The sequence below is a fragment of the Agarivorans sp. TSD2052 genome, from assembly GCF_023238625.1.
Taxonomy (GTDB): domain Bacteria; phylum Pseudomonadota; class Gammaproteobacteria; order Enterobacterales; family Celerinatantimonadaceae; genus Agarivorans.
Genome location: NZ_CP096670.1, coordinates 2328236 through 2346370, shown reverse-complemented (window position 1 = coordinate 2346370; position 18135 = coordinate 2328236). Strand labels below are relative to the sequence as shown.

The following is an 18135-nucleotide window of genomic DNA, read 5'->3' as shown; positions in this document are numbered from 1 at the left end:
ACCGATTGTTAATGGTCTTTGGCTAAGCGTAAGCCCATATCAGACATGATGATGGATTGGCTGGCAAAGTCACGTCGGAAGTTTTCAGACTGATCCGCGCTATAAGAAAAGCTCCCACCACGAACCGATTTATGGCTAAGATTTATATCGCTCTCTTGGGCGTTATTAGGATTGCTGTTGGGTCCATATCGGTAGTAGTTGTCATCGAAGGCGTCAATAACAAACTCACCAACATTGCCCGTCATATCGTACAAACCTAATTCATTTGGCGCTTTTAAACCGACCGCTCGGGCTTGGTTGTTTGAGTTGTCTTTATACCAGGCAACGTCTTCAATATTATTCGAACCACTATAGATATAACCTTGGCTATAATTACCGCCCATAGCTGCAAATTCCCACTCTGCTTCGGTAGGCAGCCGGTAGGTTTCACCGGTTAACGCATTTAAGCGTTCTATAAAGTAGTTGGCTTGCTGCCAACTGAGGTTATTTACCGGCATATTGTCACCTTGGAAATAGCTCATCGAAGATCCCATGACTGACTCAAATAAGCCTTGAGTCACCTCAAACTTGGCGATGTAAAAACTATCTACTTGGACTTCTCTAGCGGGTTGTTCGGCTTTCGATGCGTGCTTAGCATCTGAGCCCATTATAAATTGGCCTCCCTCCACAAGTACCATATCTTGCTCAATGGATGCCGCGATGGGATGCTCAGGCTTTGTTGCGCAAGCGCTGATTATTACGGGCAAACTTAGTGCAATAATCATCTTTAAATACCGGTTGTTGAACGCTGTCATTGCTTACCTTATGGGGTTTACCTAATGCCTCTAGTTTAGCCCTTTCCACTATTCCTAATGGTTATAAAGACTATAACGAGCGTTGGTATCGATGAACAATTAAGCTACAGATAACCAAGACACATCTGGCAGACAAATATGCAAATTATGCAAGGCCCTCAATTTAACGGTAAAGCATCAAAGCGACTTCATGTTATGGCAAAGCCAATTGGTGCCGCCTGTAATATCGATTGTAGTTATTGTTATTACCTAAGCAAACAGGACTTGCTGGAATATAAAAAAGGCTGCTCACCTAAAATGGATGACCAAACCTTAGAAACCTACATTCGTCAGTACATCGAAGGACAAAATACCCCTGAAATTATATTTTCTTGGCAAGGCGGAGAGCCAACACTACTGGGTCTAGAGTACTTTCAAAAAATTGTTGCCTTACAAAATAAATACCGTCCTGCGGGGATTCAAATTTCCAATGACTTGCAGACCAATGGCACATTGCTAAATGCCCCATGGTGTGAATTTCTGAGCGCTAATAATTTTTTGGTTGGCTTGAGCATCGATGGTCCAGAATTACTGCATAACGCCTATCGAACCAACAGGGCTGGACGCGGTACCTTTAAGCAAGTGATGAAGGCGGTTGAACTATTACATCAACATAAAGTTAACTTTGCGACCCTAACTTGTGTGAATAAGCTTACCAGTCAAAACCCATTAGACGTTTACCGTTTTCTGCGTGACGAGGTTAAATCACCGCAGATCCAGTTTATTCCTATTGTTGAACAAAAAACATTTCGTACCGAAGCGCCTCAGGCGCCAAAAACGGCTCAGCAGCTAAAACAAGGAGACAAGCGGCTTTTCCCCGGAGATAAAGATTCCATTATGGAGCCTTGGTGTGTCTCTGATTTGGCATGGGGGAATTTTTTAATTGCTGTGTTTGATGAATGGGTAGCAAGAGATATTGGCAGAGTTAATGTTCAGTACTTTGAAGCCAGTGTTGCTACGTGGATGGGGCGGCCTAATCCTCTTTGTACCCTCAATGAGTTGTGTGGCAAAGGCTTAGCAATGGAGCCGAATGGTGACGTATTTTCTTGTGATCACTATGTATACCCAGAATATAAAATAGGCAACATACATCAGCAACAATTAGACAGCTTGGCATTTAGCCACAAGCAACAACGGTTTGGTTTTGCTAAATCCCGAAGCTTAACATCTCAGTGCCAGCAATGTGATTACAAATTTGCCTGCCATGGTGAATGTCCTAAAAACCGTTTTATTAGCACGCGCAACGGTGAACCCGGTCTAAATTATCTGTGTGCAGGGTGGCACAAATTTTTTGCTCATGCAGATAAAATGTTGGCATGCCTGCTTCGCGCTAGCGGAAATCCAGTGAAAAAAGGTCTCTACAGCGATGAAAAACAACAAGAGTTAAGCCTTCATTGTTTAGACAATAAAAGCAGTAATAGATTGATTAGCACCTTTGAAACTAAATACTAAGGCTGAATAAATGACTAAACTTATAGTGTTTGTGCTGCTGTCTGTTGTTGCTACCTTAGCCTATGCTGAAGCCGATAAAACAGTGGCGGCGAGTGAAGCAGGAGGTCAAACGAGCAGCTTAAGCCAACAGCAAATAACGCAGTTATCTTATATCGCCCAAGACCAAAATGAACCACCACAAGTCCGAGCGCAAGCATTACAGGATTTAGCTAAATTCCCCAGTCAAAATGCCTTGGTGGCTGTGGTGAGAGGTTTAAAAGACAGCTCTTCTGTTATTAGAGAGGCTGCGATTAACGCATCTGAACCTTACCCCTTAGAGCATCGCTGGCGTATGGTCTCTCCCTTGCTAAACGATGACCAGCAATCAGTCAGAGTGACGGCAATGATCAACCTAGTACCTGACTATATGCGTATCAGTGAGGAGCAACGCGATCAATTAAAGGCTCCGTTAGCTGAGTTGATTCAATACTTGGAACCATTGTCAGATGAGGATGCTCAACTGTTGTTAGCCGATGTATATCGCTGGCACAATCAGTGGTTTGAAGCTGATAAACGCTATCGATTTTTACTAGACAGCAATTCGAATAACCCTGATGTATGGTTGGGTTTAGCCGACAACTATCGAGCTCAGAGCCAAGATAAACAGGCGCTTGAAATACTTGATTTGGCGATAGCGAACATACCTGACACACCATCGTTTCACTATTCGAAGGCTTTGGCTTTAGTAAGATTAAATGATAAAGCAAGTGCCGCAGATGAAATTGAATTAGCTGCCAGCCTGGCAGAGGTAAATAGCTACTTTTGGTATTTAAACGGCGTATTACAGGAACCGTTTGATATTGATAAGTCGGTACAGTCTTTTGAAAAAGCCTATTTGATATCCGGTTCTCCAGAGCAGCTTTACGCGCTATGTGACATTTATGTGCGACATGCCAATGCTAAATCTGAAGCTTGTTTAGACGAGCTTGCTAAAGTAGCGCCGAACCACGTCATCAACCAACTAAGGGCCAAGGCTTAACAGGGGAGTGGGGGTACAGGCGATACTATTGAGGTATTAGGCTTACACCCACCTATAGCGGGTGGGTATGAGCGATTAGTTTCAATTCATATTGCTAGCTTGTGATATTACGGCGAATGGCTTTGCCTGGCATGGCTTCCATTTATTTTAATCAACTTCAGTTTGATGGTAACAACTAAAAACCACTGCCTACATTAAAATATACAGCACTCTCTTCTTTACTAAATGCGGTATCAACGCCGATATACAAGCCATAACGACGGGCTATTTGATAACGAAAACCAGCTCCATAGGCATCTACTTTGTGTTTTTGCTTTGACTCATCTTGATCAGAGGTGCGGCCTTGGCCGTAAAAGGCTGATACTGTCCAGCGGTGGTCTATGGCATACATGACTTGCGACTGAATAGTGAATACTTCATCCCCTTGATAGCGGTAAGATGACACGCCACGTAAGTCAACATAGGGGCGAACGGTGGGAGATAAAAAGCTCTCATTAGAATGAAAATATTGGTAGTTTCCTGCAAACGCTAAGGTCCAGCTGTTAGCTAAAGGGATAAATACTTGACCGTCTACAGCTAAATTTTGATAGTTCCATTTACTGCCTATAGCTTCGTCGTAGACCATGTATTCTGCGTTTACGGTGTAACCCTTAGTAGGGAAAAATAAATTGTTGCGCGTATCATATTCAGCTATTAATCCTAAGCCCGAGGTCATCGAGCCTTCCCCTAACGCGAGTTTTAAAAGCTTATCTATTATTACGTTATCAGACTCAACTGAGCTTTTGCCAAATATCTGTTTTACTCCTAGCATCAGCGGGGTATCGGCCACTCTAAACTGCAACTGTTGCATGGCAAATACACCAGAAGTTTTAGTACCAATTTTAAGGGTTTGATTAAATAAAGAACCGATTGATATATCTTTGTAGATGTCGAGATTTGCTTTGCCAAGGCCTGCTCCACCGGTATAACGAATCGAATCGTTTAGCCAGGAATGACGATGGCCAGCAAAAGCAAACCAAGTGCCATTTTCAGTACCAGCTGCACCCACCAGAGTAATGGCAGCAGGCATCAGCTGTGCGCCACCATCTAGTGAATTCATAGCGAGTTCTTTTCGCTTATTTTTTTCGGTCTCGGTTTCGTGCAGAAATAAGCCCATCGCACCACCACCATACCCCACCGCAGGTTCAGTGATCAAAATAGGTATGGGCAAAAAGCCATGAGCGTTTTCAGCGAGGTGATGGCCCAAATCAAAGCGTTCATCAACCGGGTCTTTGAACGAAGCTATGCTAGGTAGTGTTGTTAATAAGGGTACCAACAAAGCAGAAAAAATTGTGAGTTTGTGCATGAATCAACCTGTAATTGAATATGGAAACTGTTTGGTAAACATTCAAGGTGCTAAACATTGGAAGCGACTTTACAAGAGAAGAAGAACAGTACTAACTCGCGTAAGAAGGATTAAATCCTGCAAGTAAGCCTTGATGCTTTGCGCATAAGGGAAACAAGCTAGATTGATATCTACGTTAGCGTTGCCATACAAGGTCATTCATGCCGGGGATTTACATCTTCGCAATAGCGATGAAAGAGCGGGGCCTGCAAATGTGATTGTGGGGATTGTTTGAATGCTATTTCAATCTCATCCAATGGGAAAGATCTAGTGAATGGGCAGCCAATTAAATGACTAAACACAAGACTCCTAAGCGAGAACAACAAGATATTTTGTCTTTTACCGACCGATTACATCAATCTGGTTGTGCGCCTTATTCTGTGGCTCACTACAGCAAAAAATATACAAAAAACTTGGTATTGGAATTAACATTGACGTTAGTCCACCCAAGGTGATGTAACTTAAAAACCCTCTTCGGTTAATCTTCGTCAACGGGTGTCTACCTTCAACTCCATGAAGACGGGTGAGGTCATGGGTAATGAGAAAACTTATTCTGAGTTTATGTTGTGTATAGCCAATGTACTATTGCCACCTAGTTATTTAATGTTGGTGGGTAGTACTCATAGAGGCAATCATTCGATCAATTAGCGGCGACCTTCCACTTATACCCTTAATGTACTGATTTACGCTAGTAGGTAGGCGTTTAATTGCTGTGCTTATCCCTAGTAGGTGTTGTTTATTGATAATGGAAAAATGCGCTTTTAACTGCAAAAAGTGCAGTGATGTTGATTCAAACTAAATGATAGACCAGATATGAAGGATAGCGTCCTTCATTAGCGATTAACCTGATTGTATCTAGCAACTTATTATACCTCCATCGCAACAGGGCGATCTTAATCTAGAGGTAGATATGTTTAATTCACACACTCAACAAGGTTTGCACATCAGCGTATCTACGTCGATGGCAGCACCACAACATCAATGCGGGGGTGCACTATGAGCATCGCCCATCAGCTTATTCAAAGCTCTCCATATATTGCTTTATTCATCACTTTAGCCCTTGGCTACTTAGTGGGTAAAATTACCATCGGCCGTTTTGTGCTTGGTGGTGTAGCCGGTACTCTTCTTATGGGGGTATTGGTCGGTCAGCTAGGTGTTAGCATCGACCCTGGTGTGAAAAGTATCTTCTTCGCCTTGTTCATTTATGCTGTTGGTTTCCAAGGTGGGCCTCAGTTCTTCGGGGCACTTAACCGCAAAACGGTTAACGTATTACTGTCAGCCGTAGTGATGACCACTGTGGGTTTGTTAGTGGTGCTTGGCGCGGCTTGGATGTTCGACCTTGACCGTGGTACAGCGGCCGGTCTTGCAGCGGGTGGGTTAACACAGTCTGCGATTATTGGTACGGCTGGTGATGCCATTGGCAAGTTGGGCGGTATTACCGAACAAGCAAAAAACATCATGCAAACCAACGTAGCAGTGGGTTACGCGGTCACTTACATCTTTGGTTCTTTGGGCCCAATTTTAATGGTCACTTGGATTATCCCAACCCTAATGAAATGGGATATCCGTAAAGAAGCACTAGAGTTAGCTGAAAAGAATAACGCCGGTAAAGCGGAGTTGGCAGCCGGTGAATTTAACGCCATTACTGCCTTAGATTCTCGGGCCTTTAGCATCAACGAAAGCAGCACACTATTAAATCAAACCATTGCACAAGCCAATGACAGCTTAATAGATACGGCTATCGAGTTGGTACAGCGTGACGGTCAACAGTTAGACGCTGATGAAACCTTAAGGGTTCAACAAGGTGACGTTGTTGTCGTGACGGGGCGTCGCACAGCGGTGAAACAACAAGCTAGCCAGTTAGGTGATGAAATTGAAATCCCACCTTCAGTAGAATTGGTGGAAGAGAATCGTCAGCTTATCGCGACTAACTCGACACTGATTGGCAAAACGCTCGGTCAAATCAAGCAGGCCGCTCAAAAATCACTGACCCGTGGCGTGTATGTGACTAGCATCACCCGTGGCGGTAACAGTTTAGATATTAGCGCAGACTTAGTGGTTGAGAAACACGACATTGTTCAAATCACCGGTAAAGCCGCAGACTTAAACCGTGTGGCAAACACCATTGGTCAGCGTTTGGGCTCAGCTTATGTGACTGACTTTGTATTGCTCGGTCTTGGCATGGCGGTAGGTTTATTAATCGGCCTGATTCATTTTAAAATTGCAGGTATTCCGGTCACTATCGGCTCAGGCGCAGGCTGTTTAATCTCGGGTCTAATGGTGGGATGGTTACGTAGTAAAAACCCTAAAGTCGCGGCGTTCCCATTGGGTGCATCAAACTTCATACGTGACTTTGGCCTAGCAGTATTTGTTGGTATCGTAGGCTTACAAGCCGGTCCTCAAGCAATTGATGCTATCCGTGAGCACGGTTTAACATTGTTGATGTTGGGTGCAGGTGTTACCTTAATTCCACAAATCGTTGGCTTCTTCTTCTCTTACTATGTATTACGAGTAAGAAATCCGATTGAAGCCTTGGCAGCAGTGGCCGGTGGTCGAAGTGCAAACCCAGGCTTTGCAGCGCTACTAGAAAAAGCAGGTAACTCAACACCGGTATTTGCGTTCACTGTGACCTATGCCATCGCAAACGTATTACTGACGTTATGGGGCCCGGTGATTATTGGTATCATCACCACGAACGTAGCCATGTAATGTAAAAGTTTTATGCTGAGTATCATGCTCAAGCACGAGAACACAACAAGCGCCTTAGGGCGCTTGTTGTTTTTTTGCTTTATATAAGAGCTGGCAGTTAATTAATGATCTGGGTAGCAGTATTTTCAGCGCGGTGTGGTGTTCTCCTTTTACTAAGCCTCCACATTGTAGGCTCAGTTAAACAAGGTTATTGTTCCGCAAATGGTGCTAGCGCTCGCTATAGCATTTCTCCCTTATTAGCATTGTTGTGAATATCGCAATGGATAAGGCTTTAGTGGCCGTTTCGCCATGTATTCCATTTCTCTGATAGACACCCGCGGGCGAACTAGCTTTGCTTGATGGGCTAGGGCAAGCCTATGTAGACCTGCTATGCCTGAGCCACTTTTTTCACTTATTTCACGGCTATGAAGCTAAATAAAACACGCACACAGATTTTTTAGCGCCAATCTATCGCCGTGCTGTTTTTTGCCGTACCTACCATTAGTTATTACATATCAACGCCTTAAGTTATTTGTTTTGCCGCGTAATTCACATGGCGAGACGTAATCACACAGACATTATTGGCCGCGAACGGCCCATGAAGGATAGCGTCCTTCATCGGTGATTAACCCGATTTTCCTAACCCTCTTACTATACCTCCATCGCAACAGGCACTGGCCTGGCGAACACCATTAACATGTAAACTAAAAGGTAAATTAATATGTTAGATATCGACTTCACTCAATTCGCAGACCTAAGCCCATTTGAATTAAAAGACAAATTGATTGACCTCGCGAACACGGTTCCTGACCGTGCATTATTAGACGCGGGTCGTGGTAACCCTAACTTCTTAGCCACCTTGCCACGTAAAGCATTTTTACGTTTAGGTGACTTTTCAATTGAAGAAGCAGAGCGTAACTACGCTTACTTAGATGGCGGCTTTGGCGGTATCCCTAACGGTGAAGGCATTGTTGAACGTTTTGATACCTTTGCAAAACAATATGGCACTAAAGATGGTGTACAGTTTTTACAAAAAGCCCTTAGCTACGCAAAAGACCGACTGGGTATCGAGAAACACGATTTCCTTAACGAACTCGTATTGGCCTTCCTAGGCTGTAACTACCCGGTCCCTTCACGCATGCTTACCAACATTGAGAAAGTGGTTAAGCAATACATTGGTGAAGAAATGTACGGCTCAGTCCCCATGACCACGAACTTTGACTTGTTCGCGACTGAAGGCGGCACAGCGTCAATGACCTATACCTTCGCGACCATGTTCAACAATGGTTTGTTGAAAAAAGGCGACAAAGTAGCCCTTATTACGCCAATTTTTACCCCTTACTTAGAAATTCCTGAGTTGGCTGAATACGACCTAGAAATTGTTGAACTACGCCTAGACGAAACCACTTGGCAGTTACCTCAATCAGAAATAGAAAAACTGGCTGATACCGACATTAAATTACTGTGTGTCGTAAACCCTGCGAACCCTGCATCAGTGAAAATGTCTGACGACACCTTGGCCCTGCTCACTGACTTTGTTAATCAGCAGCGTAAAGACTTATTCATTATTACTGATGATGTATACGGCACCTTTGCCGACGACTTTGTATCGTTGTTTGCAACCTTGCCTTACAACACCTTGTGTGTGTACTCGTTCTCTAAATACTTTGGCGCAACTGGCTGGCGTTTAGGCACCATCGGTATTCACGAAACTAACGTGTTTGACGATGCCATGCGTGCACTACCTGAAGCGCATCAAGAACGTTTAGATGACCGTTACAAAACGCTAACCCCAACCCCACGTGATATTAAATTTATTGACCGTATCGTTGCTGATAGCCGCGCAGTAGCGCTTAACCACACTGCTGGTTTGGCCTTACCACAACAAGTACAAATGGCCTTATTCTCACTGACTTGCCTAATGGACTTAGAAGATAACTACAAAGCGGCTTGTAAACGCATTATTCGTGAGCGTTACAAAACACTATACAGCGCCATGGGTTTAGAAGTGACCGAAGATAAAGACCGTGTTGATTACTACACCTTGCTAGAGCTTGACCGCATTGGTGGCCAACTTTACGGCGAAGACTTTGTACGCTGGTTTAAAGACAGTGGCAAAGGTCAGTACTTCTTGTTCCGTTTAGCCCAGTCTACCGGGGTAATTTTATTACCTGGTAAAGGCTTCGATACGGTGCATGCCTCAGTACGCGTATCGTTAGCGAACTTAACTCACCACGAATACGAGTTAATTGGCCGCGAAACCCGCAAAGTACTCGACGAGCATTACGCTGAGTACACAGCGCAGTAACTGCAAAGAAACAAGCGCCTGAGGGCGCTTGTTGTTCTCTTTCTTCTCAATGTGTTCAAACGGTGGCGCTATCATGAAAGGCATTATTTCTATTCAATCACATGTTGTATTTGGTCACGCGGGTAATAGCTCGGCGGTATTTCCCTTGCAGCGTATGGGCTTTGAAGTCTGGCCAATTCATACGGTCCAGTTTTCAAATCACACCCAATATAGTCAGGGGTGGACAGGGCAAAGTCTGAAGGCACACCAAGTGACAGATTTAATTGATGGTATTGATGCAATTGGTCAGCTAGATAATTGCCAAGCGGTGCTGTCGGGCTATTTAGGCAGTGCTGATCAAGCTGTATCACTGATTGAAGTTGTTGAGCGAGTAAAACAAAGCAACCCTCGTGCTATCTATGTATGTGACCCAGTCATGGGCGACCCAGAGAAAGGCTGTATTTTAGCGGAGGGGGTGAGTGATTATTTGGTTGATGAACTGATGCCTAAAGCAGACGTAATCGTACCTAATCAGTTTGAACTAAGCCGATTTGTAAAGCAGCCAATCAATAATCTGAATGATGCAGTTAGCGCTTGCCAAAAGGCCTTAAGTTTAGGCCCTAAAGTAGTGTTAGTTAAGCATTTACATAGTTTGTCTGACCAGCAATTTAGCATGATGATGGCCGACGCAACCGGTTGCTATTTGGTCACCCGACCAAAGCTGGAGTTTGCTAAATCACCTGTGGGGGTAGGCGATCTTATCTCTGCTTTATTTACTGGCGGTTTGATGAAGGGGTGGCCACCAATTATGGCTTTTGAGCACGCTAATAATGCCTCTTATGGCGTCTTAGAAGCCACTTACCAATGTGGCGAATGGGAATTACAAACGGTGTTTGCACAACACCAAATTGACCTGCCAAATTCAAGCTTCGCCGCTAGCAAAGTCGCGTAGTTTATAGATAACTCATTTAAACATAGAGCACTAAAAATGAATAAATTCGCTTTTGTTTTACTCGCCAGTATGGTCGTTAGCGCATGCTCCTCAAATCACGGGCTTGATCAACGGGTTGATCAAAGTAATTATCAACAAGCTGTATTTGGTGCTAACAATGGCGATCTTGTTCACGAACCGTTTAGGTTTTGGGGCGACGAAAGGCCTGAGTTTTTATTTGATGCGCAGAGCAATACTACAGCGCTAAACACTGAAGCTGACGCCCTGAATATCCTGGTGTTGTCAGGCGGTGGAGCTAATGGCGCCTTTGGTGCAGGAGTACTTAATGGCTTGCGTGAAGTGGGTTCATTGCCGAACTTTACCATTATTACTGGCGTGAGTGCTGGCGCGTTAATTGCGCCTTTTGTTTATACTGGCGATGATGATCTTGTCACGATGAAGCGGGTGATGTTGGATATAAATGATAAAGAGATATTAGGAAACAAAAATTTTCTTAATGCGCTTTTCAAAGATGCGTTTAGTAAAGGGGACGGACTATATAGTTTCATAGAGGCCGCTTTTAACCCTTCTATGATCGAAAAAATGGCTAAGGCTCAACAAAGTGGTAAACGTTTGTTTATTGGTACAACCCATTTTGATTCAGGGCGACAAATAGTATGGAACGTAGGTGCAATTGCTAACAGTAAACTGCCAAATAAACAGGCTCTCATTCATCAAATTCTCACCGCCAGTGCGTCGATACCAGGGGTATTTCCACCACAATTTATTGATGTTGATGTAGCTGGCGAACTACGCGAAGAATTGCATGTTGATGGCGGCTTAAGTGCTCAAATGTTTATGGACCCATCAGGTTATGATTACAACAAATTAAGTCAAGCCATGGGCTTAACAGCATCGCCTCAAGTGTTTGTTGTACGTAATGGTGCCTTAGCTTTACCTTACAAAGAGATCGAGGATAAAGGAGTAGCCTTAATGAGTCGCAGTGTGCAAAGTTTAACTATTGCGCAAACCAAGGGGGATCTTTATCGCATGTTGTATAGAAGCGAAATAAATGATTTTGATTTACGTTTTACTTTTGTAGATGTAGATTTTTTGGCGCCGCAACGTAAAAAGGTAATGTTTGATCAAGATTACATGCAAGCACTGTTTGATTATGGTTATCAAAAAGCTATCAAGCAGCAACTATGGTTAACTGAGTTTAACTAAACGACAAACTGTTGGCTTAACCAAACACTTTGCTATTAACCACAAACCAAGCGACACCCAAAATGAGCAGGCAGGCCACGTTTATCGTGGTCTATCTAGATCGTGGTCATATATAAAATCATTGATTACTTCGGTAATGTGCTTCTTTATATCTAGCATTTGTTTGGAATGAGGTAACCACAAGGATATTGCAAAACGAAAATGACTTTTGATTTCGTCTACTTTTAACTCGCTAATGTCTAAAAGATCGGTAATTTGGGCGACATTCACTCTGGGTAGTAAGGCCCAACCCACATTTTGTTGTACCAGATTCATTAATAGGGAAAGGTCTTCAATGACTTCAAAGTCAGGCGACAAAGTAATTTTTTCGCCTAAACCATCTTCAATATATGAGCTCAGTATTAATTGTTTACTGGTTTTAAGTTTGTTGAATAAACGACTTTGAGAATAGCTGTGCAGTTCACTACTGTTGGCTGCGTAAATGGCAAAAGAAGGGTGAGCAATGACGGAGCAATCAAAGCTAGTCATAGCGGTACGTGTATCAACATTAACAAGCGCTACTTGGATTGTATCGTCGTTCAGGCCTTGTTTGATTTGTTCCTTGTTCCGAATGATGAAATTAACCTTCATATTGGGAAACGCTTTGAATAAGCGCAATCTTATACGAACAATCGCTTCATTAGGGATAAAGCTGCAATAAGCGACAGTAATATGTTCTAGCTGTCCAAACGAAAGGCTTAGAGCCATTTTGTCGAAGGAGCTAGCCTGCTCAATGGTTTGTTTTGCATAGCGATAAAGCAGTTGGCCTTGCTCGGTGGGTTTGGTGCTTCTACCGATCCGTTCAAATAACTCTATGGCCAATTGATCTTCAAGATTGGTAATGACTTGGCCAATCGTGGTGCGGTGCTTACCTAACTTGGCCGCCGCTTCGCTAAACGACCCTTTCTCAAACACTGCAACAAACGCAGTGAGTTGCTCAAGACTGAAATGCATGAGGGTTTGGTCCATCAAAAGAGAGTATGTCTTTGAAAAGGATAGCACTATTCTAGACTGCTACAAATACATTAACGGCTTTTAGCTAAGAGTTATCCATGACCAAAGCATCTAACCATATTCGTCACGCTGTAGCAGCAAATGCTGCTTCAATTGCGACATCTTTTAGCATGAATAACTCAGGACAAGCACGCCAACGTAATCATAGATTGAAGCACTTAGTGCAGCCGGGTAGTGAAGCTTTACTGAATGTATCAGCTGCTAGACAAGGTTTTACTATAGAGCAATACCGGCAAGCTCATCGATTGTTTAGCCCCGCTCACTATCAAATGGGCGGCGATGATGCCCTCATATACAATACCAAGCTTAACGAGTTTTTACCTTCATCTATGGTAATGCCTTTGAGTGTTAACAATACGCTTCCTAGAGCGATAAATAACGACATCGCTGCGCTACGCTGTATGAGCAAACAAGCTAATAGTGAAACCTTAATCGACTATATCAATCAGCCAACTAGCCGAGTTCAGGGTGTGATGATGGTGCATGCGGGTAAGGTTGTGTTTGAGCAGTACCCAGGCATGAATCCAGATGATAATCATGTCTGGATGGAACTCTCTAGGAACACCGTTAGAATGGTTTTCTCTCAGTTAATAAGTGAAGGTTTAGTTGAGTTAGACCGAGCGGTGAGTGTGTATCTGCCAGAACTGTTGGGCACTAACTGGGACTTAGTGAGTGTTAGGCATGCTTTAGACCACACCACCGGCCTTGATGTTACTCAAGACCTACAAACTATCTACGATCCGCAATCAAATATTGCGCGGTTTTTAGCCGCTGAATTTGGCCAAGCTAGTGGTGACACAACCCAAAAAGAGCATTGGCTAGATGTGATTAAACAAATCGAAAAGTCTCCAAATCAAATTGCAGGCCATGATAAATGTGCCAGTGCTATTACTATTGCGGTGTTGACTTACCTAGCCGAACGCATCGATAGGCAGCCTTGGAGTACGCTATTTAGAAACCGAGTGTGGGGACATGTACGTGCTACTGCGCCAATGTTGTTTACTTTGGCCCCCGACGGCACAGCGATCTCACACGGCTTAGTGCTCTCTACCTTAGAGGATGCAGCTCGCTTTGCCATGCTATTTACCCCGAGTTGGAGCAAGATTTCAACTACCTCTACTTTACCTAAGCAGTGGCACGATGAATATCGCTTGTCTCAGCATCCTAATAAGTCAAATTTGGTTGATATTTTCCAAGTTGATAAGGTGTTTTCCGATGGGGCAAGGTATAAGAAGGGTAAGTTTGGTCAAGGCATGTATGTTGATCCGAAACGCGATTTTGCAGCGGTTTACTTTTCGTCCCAAGCCAATGCTTATGAGCAGGATGAACCTTACATGATGGGCTATCTGCGCAAGGCATCGCAATGCCTTGATTGACTGGTAGTGATTTGTTGAGGGTTTGATCCATCAACCGCGATTAACCCTCTAAAGAGCTTCAGGTTAAGCTAGCTACATTAGAAATTAACCATAAGATTTAGTCATGTTTGAGCATTATTTACCAAAAGAAGTGATCGTAGGGGAGGTGTACTTGCCTCCATTATTGATTGCCTTCGGTTGTGCCTATTTGGCCGCGAGTTTAACCATGGGGGGACTTTCTCGAGTGGGGTGGCTTAAATATCTTTACGCTCCGACCTTAGTTGAAATTTCATTAATGGTTATTTATGCAGTACTCATTAGCACTTTCATTTTTCCCGGTTAACCTTTTAAGGCATCACAATGAAAACCAAATTACTTACCCTCGCTTTAATTTTATTAGCCCTTGTATTCGGTACAGTTAAATATCAACACTATTTGTCTCAACCTTGGACTCGAGACGGCCAGGTTCGAGCAAACATAATAGAAATCACCCCTCGAGTTACTGGTCCTGTGGTCAGTATCTACGTTTCAGATAATCAACGTGTTAAAGCCGGTGACTTGTTGTTTGAAATTGATGACCGGGTATATGAAGCGGCAAAACACCAAGCTCAAGCATCGTTGTCTCAAGCTCAAGCGGTATTGGCGCGTGCTAACAACGAATTAAAGAGAATGAGCGCTTTAGAAAAGCGTACGCCTGGTTCAGTGCCGGTTATTACCTTAAATAATTTAAATAATGACGTTGAGTCGGCCAATGCAAACTTAGCAGCAGCAAATGCGGTACTAGATAACGCAGAGTTGAACTTGGCCTTCACGAAAGTTTATGCCAGTAAAGACGGATACATCACTAACTTTAACGTTGCTGAAGGTGCGCACGTTGTCGCCAATCAACCGGTAGTGGCTCTAATTGACGAAAATAGCTTTTGGGTAGAAGGGTTCTTTAAGGAAACCGATATAAAAAATATGCAACAAGGGGATAGCGCGAGTATCACTTTGATGAGTTACCCTGATAGCCCGATTAACGGCACGGTAAGCAGTATTGGTTACGGTATCGCACAGAGCGATGGCACTACGAGTACACAAATGTTACCTAATATTAATCCAAATTTTGAGTGGATTAGATTAGCGCAACGTCTGCCGGTAAAAATTAGTGTCAGTGAGTTACCCGACAATGTTCAGCTACGAGTTGGGACGACAGCTTCAGTGATGATTAATATAAACAATGCGAGTAAAGGTTCATGAGTGAAGCAAGCAAAATGGCCATAAAAGTTGCCGCTAGCCTTGCTCTAACCATTTTTCTCGCATTGAGTTTTGGCTGGGAAAAACCCTATTGGGGCGCTATTGCGGTGGTCGTTATGGGGACAACTGAAAGCTATGGGCATGCAATTCAAAAAGCCAGCCATCGGGTATTAGGTACCCTAATCGGCGCAGTACTTGGTTTTACTTTAATCGCCTGCTTTGGCCAACAGCGAGAACTGTTCTTTTTAAGTATTACTGGCCTTGGTGCGTTTGTAGCCTATATGTCAGCGAGATCGCCAAATGGCTACGTCTATAAAATGGCTTTTATTGTCGCTATTATTGTCAGCCTGGCTGGCGGACTCAGTGAAGGCTACAGTTTTCATTTAGCCATTCTTAGATTAGAAGAAAATCTACTGGGGGTGATTTGTTTTTCAACGGTGTTTAGTGTGCTGTGGCCAAACTCGAATACACTGAGCTCGAGTGTCAAGTCGCAAGACGGCAAACCAACGGTAGCACTGAGCACTAAGCAAGAGGGTTATTTAAGAGCCCTTAAGTTTATTTGTATTACATGTGTCAGTTGGGCGCTTTGGATCTATTTACCGATCCCCGGTGGTTTCATGTTCCCGCTTATTGCTGCCACCATGGGGGTCAGTATGGTGGAGTTTAAGTCTAAGTTGATGAATAAAATGTTAGGGCTTATCTATTTGTGGTCGATAGTCATCATTCTTCAATATGTATTTATTTTACCAACCTTAGACGCCGGGTGGCAGTTGGCTGCGTTCTATTTTATTAACTGTTTTGCGATATGGCGGGTATTTTATCGACCAGAGCATATGGTAGTGCGTATGTTAGGCGGACAGTTCTTAGTGTTACTGACCATGAGTGCCCAATACTTAAGGCCTGTTTATGACATTAATTCGCCCTTGCAAATGTTATTATTTTTAAGCTTGGTATTAGTGACCATTAAGATTGTAATGCAATTGGCTGAAGCAGTGTTTGAGCCCTCACAAACCCGCTTAGCTTAGCTTGAGGTAGACAGCTGTTTTGGGTTTTGATCGAGGCGACAAACACTAAAATTAATTTGGCGTTCATAATTTTACGGCTTTGAAGACTGTCAAAGCCGTAATGGTATATCAATGGCTAGTGAAACGTGGGTAGTTAAGAGGCTCTTTTACTGATTAAAATGGGGAAATACACCACTAAGAAAAATAAGCAGGCTACTATCCATAAAATGCCGCTAATGTTCCAAGCGCTTAATGGATTATACAGTATTGGCATTAGCGTGCGTACCAGTGTTGCCAAGGTTAACAGGATAAAAGCAATCACAATAACCGGCTTTATTTTAAGTGTTCTTCCAGTATGGCCTAGGGATACACGGCTCATCATTGAAAAAATCATCAAACCGATTGCACCAATAGTAATAAGGTGTAGTGCGTTACTAAAAGTAACGGCAACAAGAAATTGGCTGCTTCCAAGTAAGATTAACCCCAGCCCCATTAGCCCGTAAGATAAGTGTAGCGACCATAGCAAAGGGACGTTCGTAGTATTGATAGAGCGCCAATAGCTTAAACGGACTATATGCAAGGCGCCTAACACAATTAGTAGTATTGCACTTAGCGCTGCCGTATCGTAGAAATAACTGGAGATGAATATCGCTACAGTCGTGATGGCAAAAGGACCGATAACACGGTTAATCCACGCAGGAGTATTAATGGCTTGAGTATTTGCACCGCGAACAGTAAAAAAAGGGATTACTCTACCACCGACCAAGGCCATCATTATGGTGAACAGCAAGACCATAGAACGGCTGAGGTGAAGGGCCAAACCACTGTTACCGGTAAAATCAAATAGTAACATAGCCATATCTACAGCAGTCATCACACCAAGTAGCACAATAAAAATATAATTGCGCTTATTTTTAGCTACAAACACTAGCTTACTGTACACAGCTATAACGCTAAGCCACCATAATCCTTGCATGACAATGGCGAAAATAACGCTATTGGCATCATTAATGTAAAACCCAAGCCTTGCTAAACACCAAAGTGCGATTAAGCCAACTAGGCCTTTGCCTTTGATACTTGCTTGGCCGGTCCATGTTTGCACAGCTGTAAGAACAAAGCCTACAGCTACCGTAGCGGCAAAACCAACTAACATTTCATGAGCGTGCCAAACATGTGGGCTTAAGCCTTGGTGGCCAATTAGCATATGCCCATTCAGTAACAGTAGCCATACCGCCACACTTAGGGCCGATGATAAGGTGGCCAATAAGAAAAACGGTCTGAAAGCGAGTTCTAGTACCGGGTGTTGATGCCAATAATCGGCTTGATGGTTTTGATTGGGTTCATCTATATGTAGCACTTATATTACCTCTTGGCCTAGTTCGTTTAATCCTACGCAGCGTAACACGTAAGCTACTTTTAGTAGGCCTGCGAATATTATTGTGGAAATGTGAGCGGCAATTTGAACTGGTATAGTGAACTGGTACGCCAAAGGGTAGGAGATGATAATAGATGTAACCATTACCATTAGCGACAATAACATAAGCCAGTTTCCATTCCTTATACACTTTGAAAACGGGCTTAATTGCTGGGTATAACTAGAGTGTGTATATGCGCGAAGTGTCATTTAGCCTTCCTAAAAGTAGTCGATAAGCAATACAAATTTGCTC

At 43.4% G+C, this 18135-nt stretch carries 14 protein-coding genes; 10 read left to right on the top strand and 4 right to left on the bottom strand.

The genetic code is table 11. The annotated features are described in order from the left end of the window. Positions 1 to 8: 8 nt before the first annotated feature. Complete coding sequence (locus tag M0C34_RS10700) at positions 9 to 794, bottom strand: formylglycine-generating enzyme family protein (RefSeq protein ID WP_248711673.1); 786 nt, start codon at positions 792 to 794, stop codon at positions 9 to 11. Between the two features lie 138 nt (positions 795 to 932). Here M0C34_RS10700 and M0C34_RS10695 point away from each other — a divergent pair, with 138 nt between their 5' ends. Next, complete coding sequence (locus tag M0C34_RS10695; RefSeq protein WP_248711672.1) at positions 933 to 2285, top strand: anaerobic sulfatase maturase; 1353 nt, start codon at positions 933 to 935, stop codon at positions 2283 to 2285. A gap of 10 nt (positions 2286 to 2295) precedes the next feature. Next, entirely contained in the window at positions 2296 to 3303 is a 1008-nt protein-coding gene (locus M0C34_RS10690) for a tetratricopeptide repeat protein (RefSeq protein WP_248711671.1), read from the top strand. A gap of 175 nt (positions 3304 to 3478) precedes the next feature. Here M0C34_RS10690 and M0C34_RS10685 read toward each other — a convergent pair whose 3' ends face one another. After that, the gene (locus tag M0C34_RS10685) at positions 3479 to 4648 is read right to left on the bottom strand and encodes a BamA/TamA family outer membrane protein (RefSeq protein WP_248711670.1); all 1170 of its coding nucleotides are present in this window, start codon (positions 4646 to 4648) and stop codon (positions 3479 to 3481) included. Positions 4649 to 5683: 1035 nt separating this feature from the next. Here M0C34_RS10685 and aspT point away from each other — a divergent pair. The 4 genes from aspT (at position 5684) to M0C34_RS10665 (ending at position 11820) form a co-directional block, all read left to right on the top strand. After that, positions 5684 to 7396 (top strand): aspartate-alanine antiporter, encoded by a 1713-nt coding sequence (gene aspT, locus M0C34_RS10680; RefSeq protein WP_248711669.1) that lies wholly within the window; start codon positions 5684 to 5686, stop codon positions 7394 to 7396. Positions 7397 to 8096: 700 nt separating this feature from the next. Beyond that, positions 8097 to 9683 carry a bifunctional aspartate transaminase/aspartate 4-decarboxylase gene (locus M0C34_RS10675; protein WP_248711668.1) on the top strand — a complete coding sequence of 529 codons (1587 nt, stop codon included), beginning with the start codon at positions 8097 to 8099 and terminating at the stop codon, positions 9681 to 9683. A 73-nt stretch (positions 9684 to 9756) separates the two neighbouring features. Further along, positions 9757 to 10614 (top strand): pyridoxal kinase PdxY, encoded by an 858-nt coding sequence (gene pdxY, locus M0C34_RS10670; RefSeq protein ID WP_248711667.1) that lies wholly within the window; start codon positions 9757 to 9759, stop codon positions 10612 to 10614. 36 nt (positions 10615 to 10650) lie between these two features. After that, on the top strand, positions 10651 to 11820 hold the full coding sequence (locus tag M0C34_RS10665) for a patatin-like phospholipase family protein (protein ID WP_248711666.1): 1170 nt from the start codon (positions 10651 to 10653) through the stop codon (positions 11818 to 11820). 81 nt (positions 11821 to 11901) lie between these two features. On the opposite strand, the gene M0C34_RS10660 is transcribed toward M0C34_RS10665, so the two are convergent. Beyond that, entirely contained in the window at positions 11902 to 12813 is a 912-nt protein-coding gene (locus tag M0C34_RS10660; protein ID WP_248711665.1) for a LysR family transcriptional regulator, read from the bottom strand. A 98-nt stretch (positions 12814 to 12911) separates the two neighbouring features. Between M0C34_RS10660 and M0C34_RS10655 the strand changes: the two genes are divergently transcribed. From M0C34_RS10655 to M0C34_RS10640, 4 genes are all read left to right on the top strand, one after another. Further along, the gene (locus M0C34_RS10655) at positions 12912 to 14249 is read left to right on the top strand and encodes a serine hydrolase domain-containing protein (RefSeq protein ID WP_248711664.1); all 1338 of its coding nucleotides are present in this window, start codon (positions 12912 to 12914) and stop codon (positions 14247 to 14249) included. A 103-nt stretch (positions 14250 to 14352) separates the two neighbouring features. Further along, the gene (locus M0C34_RS10650; protein WP_248711663.1) at positions 14353 to 14571 is read left to right on the top strand and encodes a DUF1656 domain-containing protein; all 219 of its coding nucleotides are present in this window, start codon (positions 14353 to 14355) and stop codon (positions 14569 to 14571) included. A 17-nt stretch (positions 14572 to 14588) separates the two neighbouring features. Continuing rightward, a complete protein-coding gene (locus M0C34_RS10645) occupies positions 14589 to 15467 on the top strand; it encodes an HlyD family secretion protein (RefSeq protein ID WP_248711662.1) in 879 nt (292 codons plus the stop codon). Next, complete coding sequence (locus M0C34_RS10640; RefSeq protein ID WP_248711661.1) at positions 15464 to 16489, top strand: FUSC family protein; 1026 nt, start codon at positions 15464 to 15466, stop codon at positions 16487 to 16489. Before M0C34_RS10645 ends, M0C34_RS10640 begins: the two co-directional genes overlap by 4 nt. Positions 16490 to 16622: 133 nt before the next feature. Here M0C34_RS10640 and M0C34_RS10635 read toward each other — a convergent pair whose 3' ends face one another. After that, positions 16623 to 17825 (bottom strand): NnrS family protein, encoded by a 1203-nt coding sequence (locus M0C34_RS10635; RefSeq protein WP_248711660.1) that lies wholly within the window; start codon positions 17823 to 17825, stop codon positions 16623 to 16625. Between the last annotated feature and the right edge of the window lie 310 nt (positions 17826 to 18135).

Excerpts from the sequence above, each read along its gene's own strand:
- M0C34_RS10700 (WP_248711673.1), bottom strand. The coding sequence starts at position 794 with ATGACAGCGTTCAACAACCGGTATTTAAAGATGATTATTGCACTAAGT.
- M0C34_RS10695 (WP_248711672.1), top strand. The coding sequence starts at position 933 with ATGCAAATTATGCAAGGCCCTCAATTTAACGGTAAAGCATCAAAGCGA.
- M0C34_RS10690 (WP_248711671.1), top strand. The coding sequence starts at position 2,296 with ATGACTAAACTTATAGTGTTTGTGCTGCTGTCTGTTGTTGCTACCTTA.
- M0C34_RS10685 (WP_248711670.1), bottom strand. The coding sequence starts at position 4,648 with ATGCACAAACTCACAATTTTTTCTGCTTTGTTGGTACCCTTATTAACA.
- aspT (WP_248711669.1), top strand. The coding sequence starts at position 5,684 with ATGAGCATCGCCCATCAGCTTATTCAAAGCTCTCCATATATTGCTTTA.
- M0C34_RS10675 (WP_248711668.1), top strand. The coding sequence starts at position 8,097 with ATGTTAGATATCGACTTCACTCAATTCGCAGACCTAAGCCCATTTGAA.
- pdxY (WP_248711667.1), top strand. The coding sequence starts at position 9,757 with ATGAAAGGCATTATTTCTATTCAATCACATGTTGTATTTGGTCACGCG.
- M0C34_RS10665 (WP_248711666.1), top strand. The coding sequence starts at position 10,651 with ATGAATAAATTCGCTTTTGTTTTACTCGCCAGTATGGTCGTTAGCGCA.
- M0C34_RS10660 (WP_248711665.1), bottom strand. The coding sequence starts at position 12,813 with ATGCATTTCAGTCTTGAGCAACTCACTGCGTTTGTTGCAGTGTTTGAG.
- M0C34_RS10655 (WP_248711664.1), top strand. The coding sequence starts at position 12,912 with ATGACCAAAGCATCTAACCATATTCGTCACGCTGTAGCAGCAAATGCT.
- M0C34_RS10650 (WP_248711663.1), top strand. The coding sequence starts at position 14,353 with ATGTTTGAGCATTATTTACCAAAAGAAGTGATCGTAGGGGAGGTGTAC.
- M0C34_RS10645 (WP_248711662.1), top strand. The coding sequence starts at position 14,589 with ATGAAAACCAAATTACTTACCCTCGCTTTAATTTTATTAGCCCTTGTA.
- M0C34_RS10640 (WP_248711661.1), top strand. The coding sequence starts at position 15,464 with ATGAGTGAAGCAAGCAAAATGGCCATAAAAGTTGCCGCTAGCCTTGCT.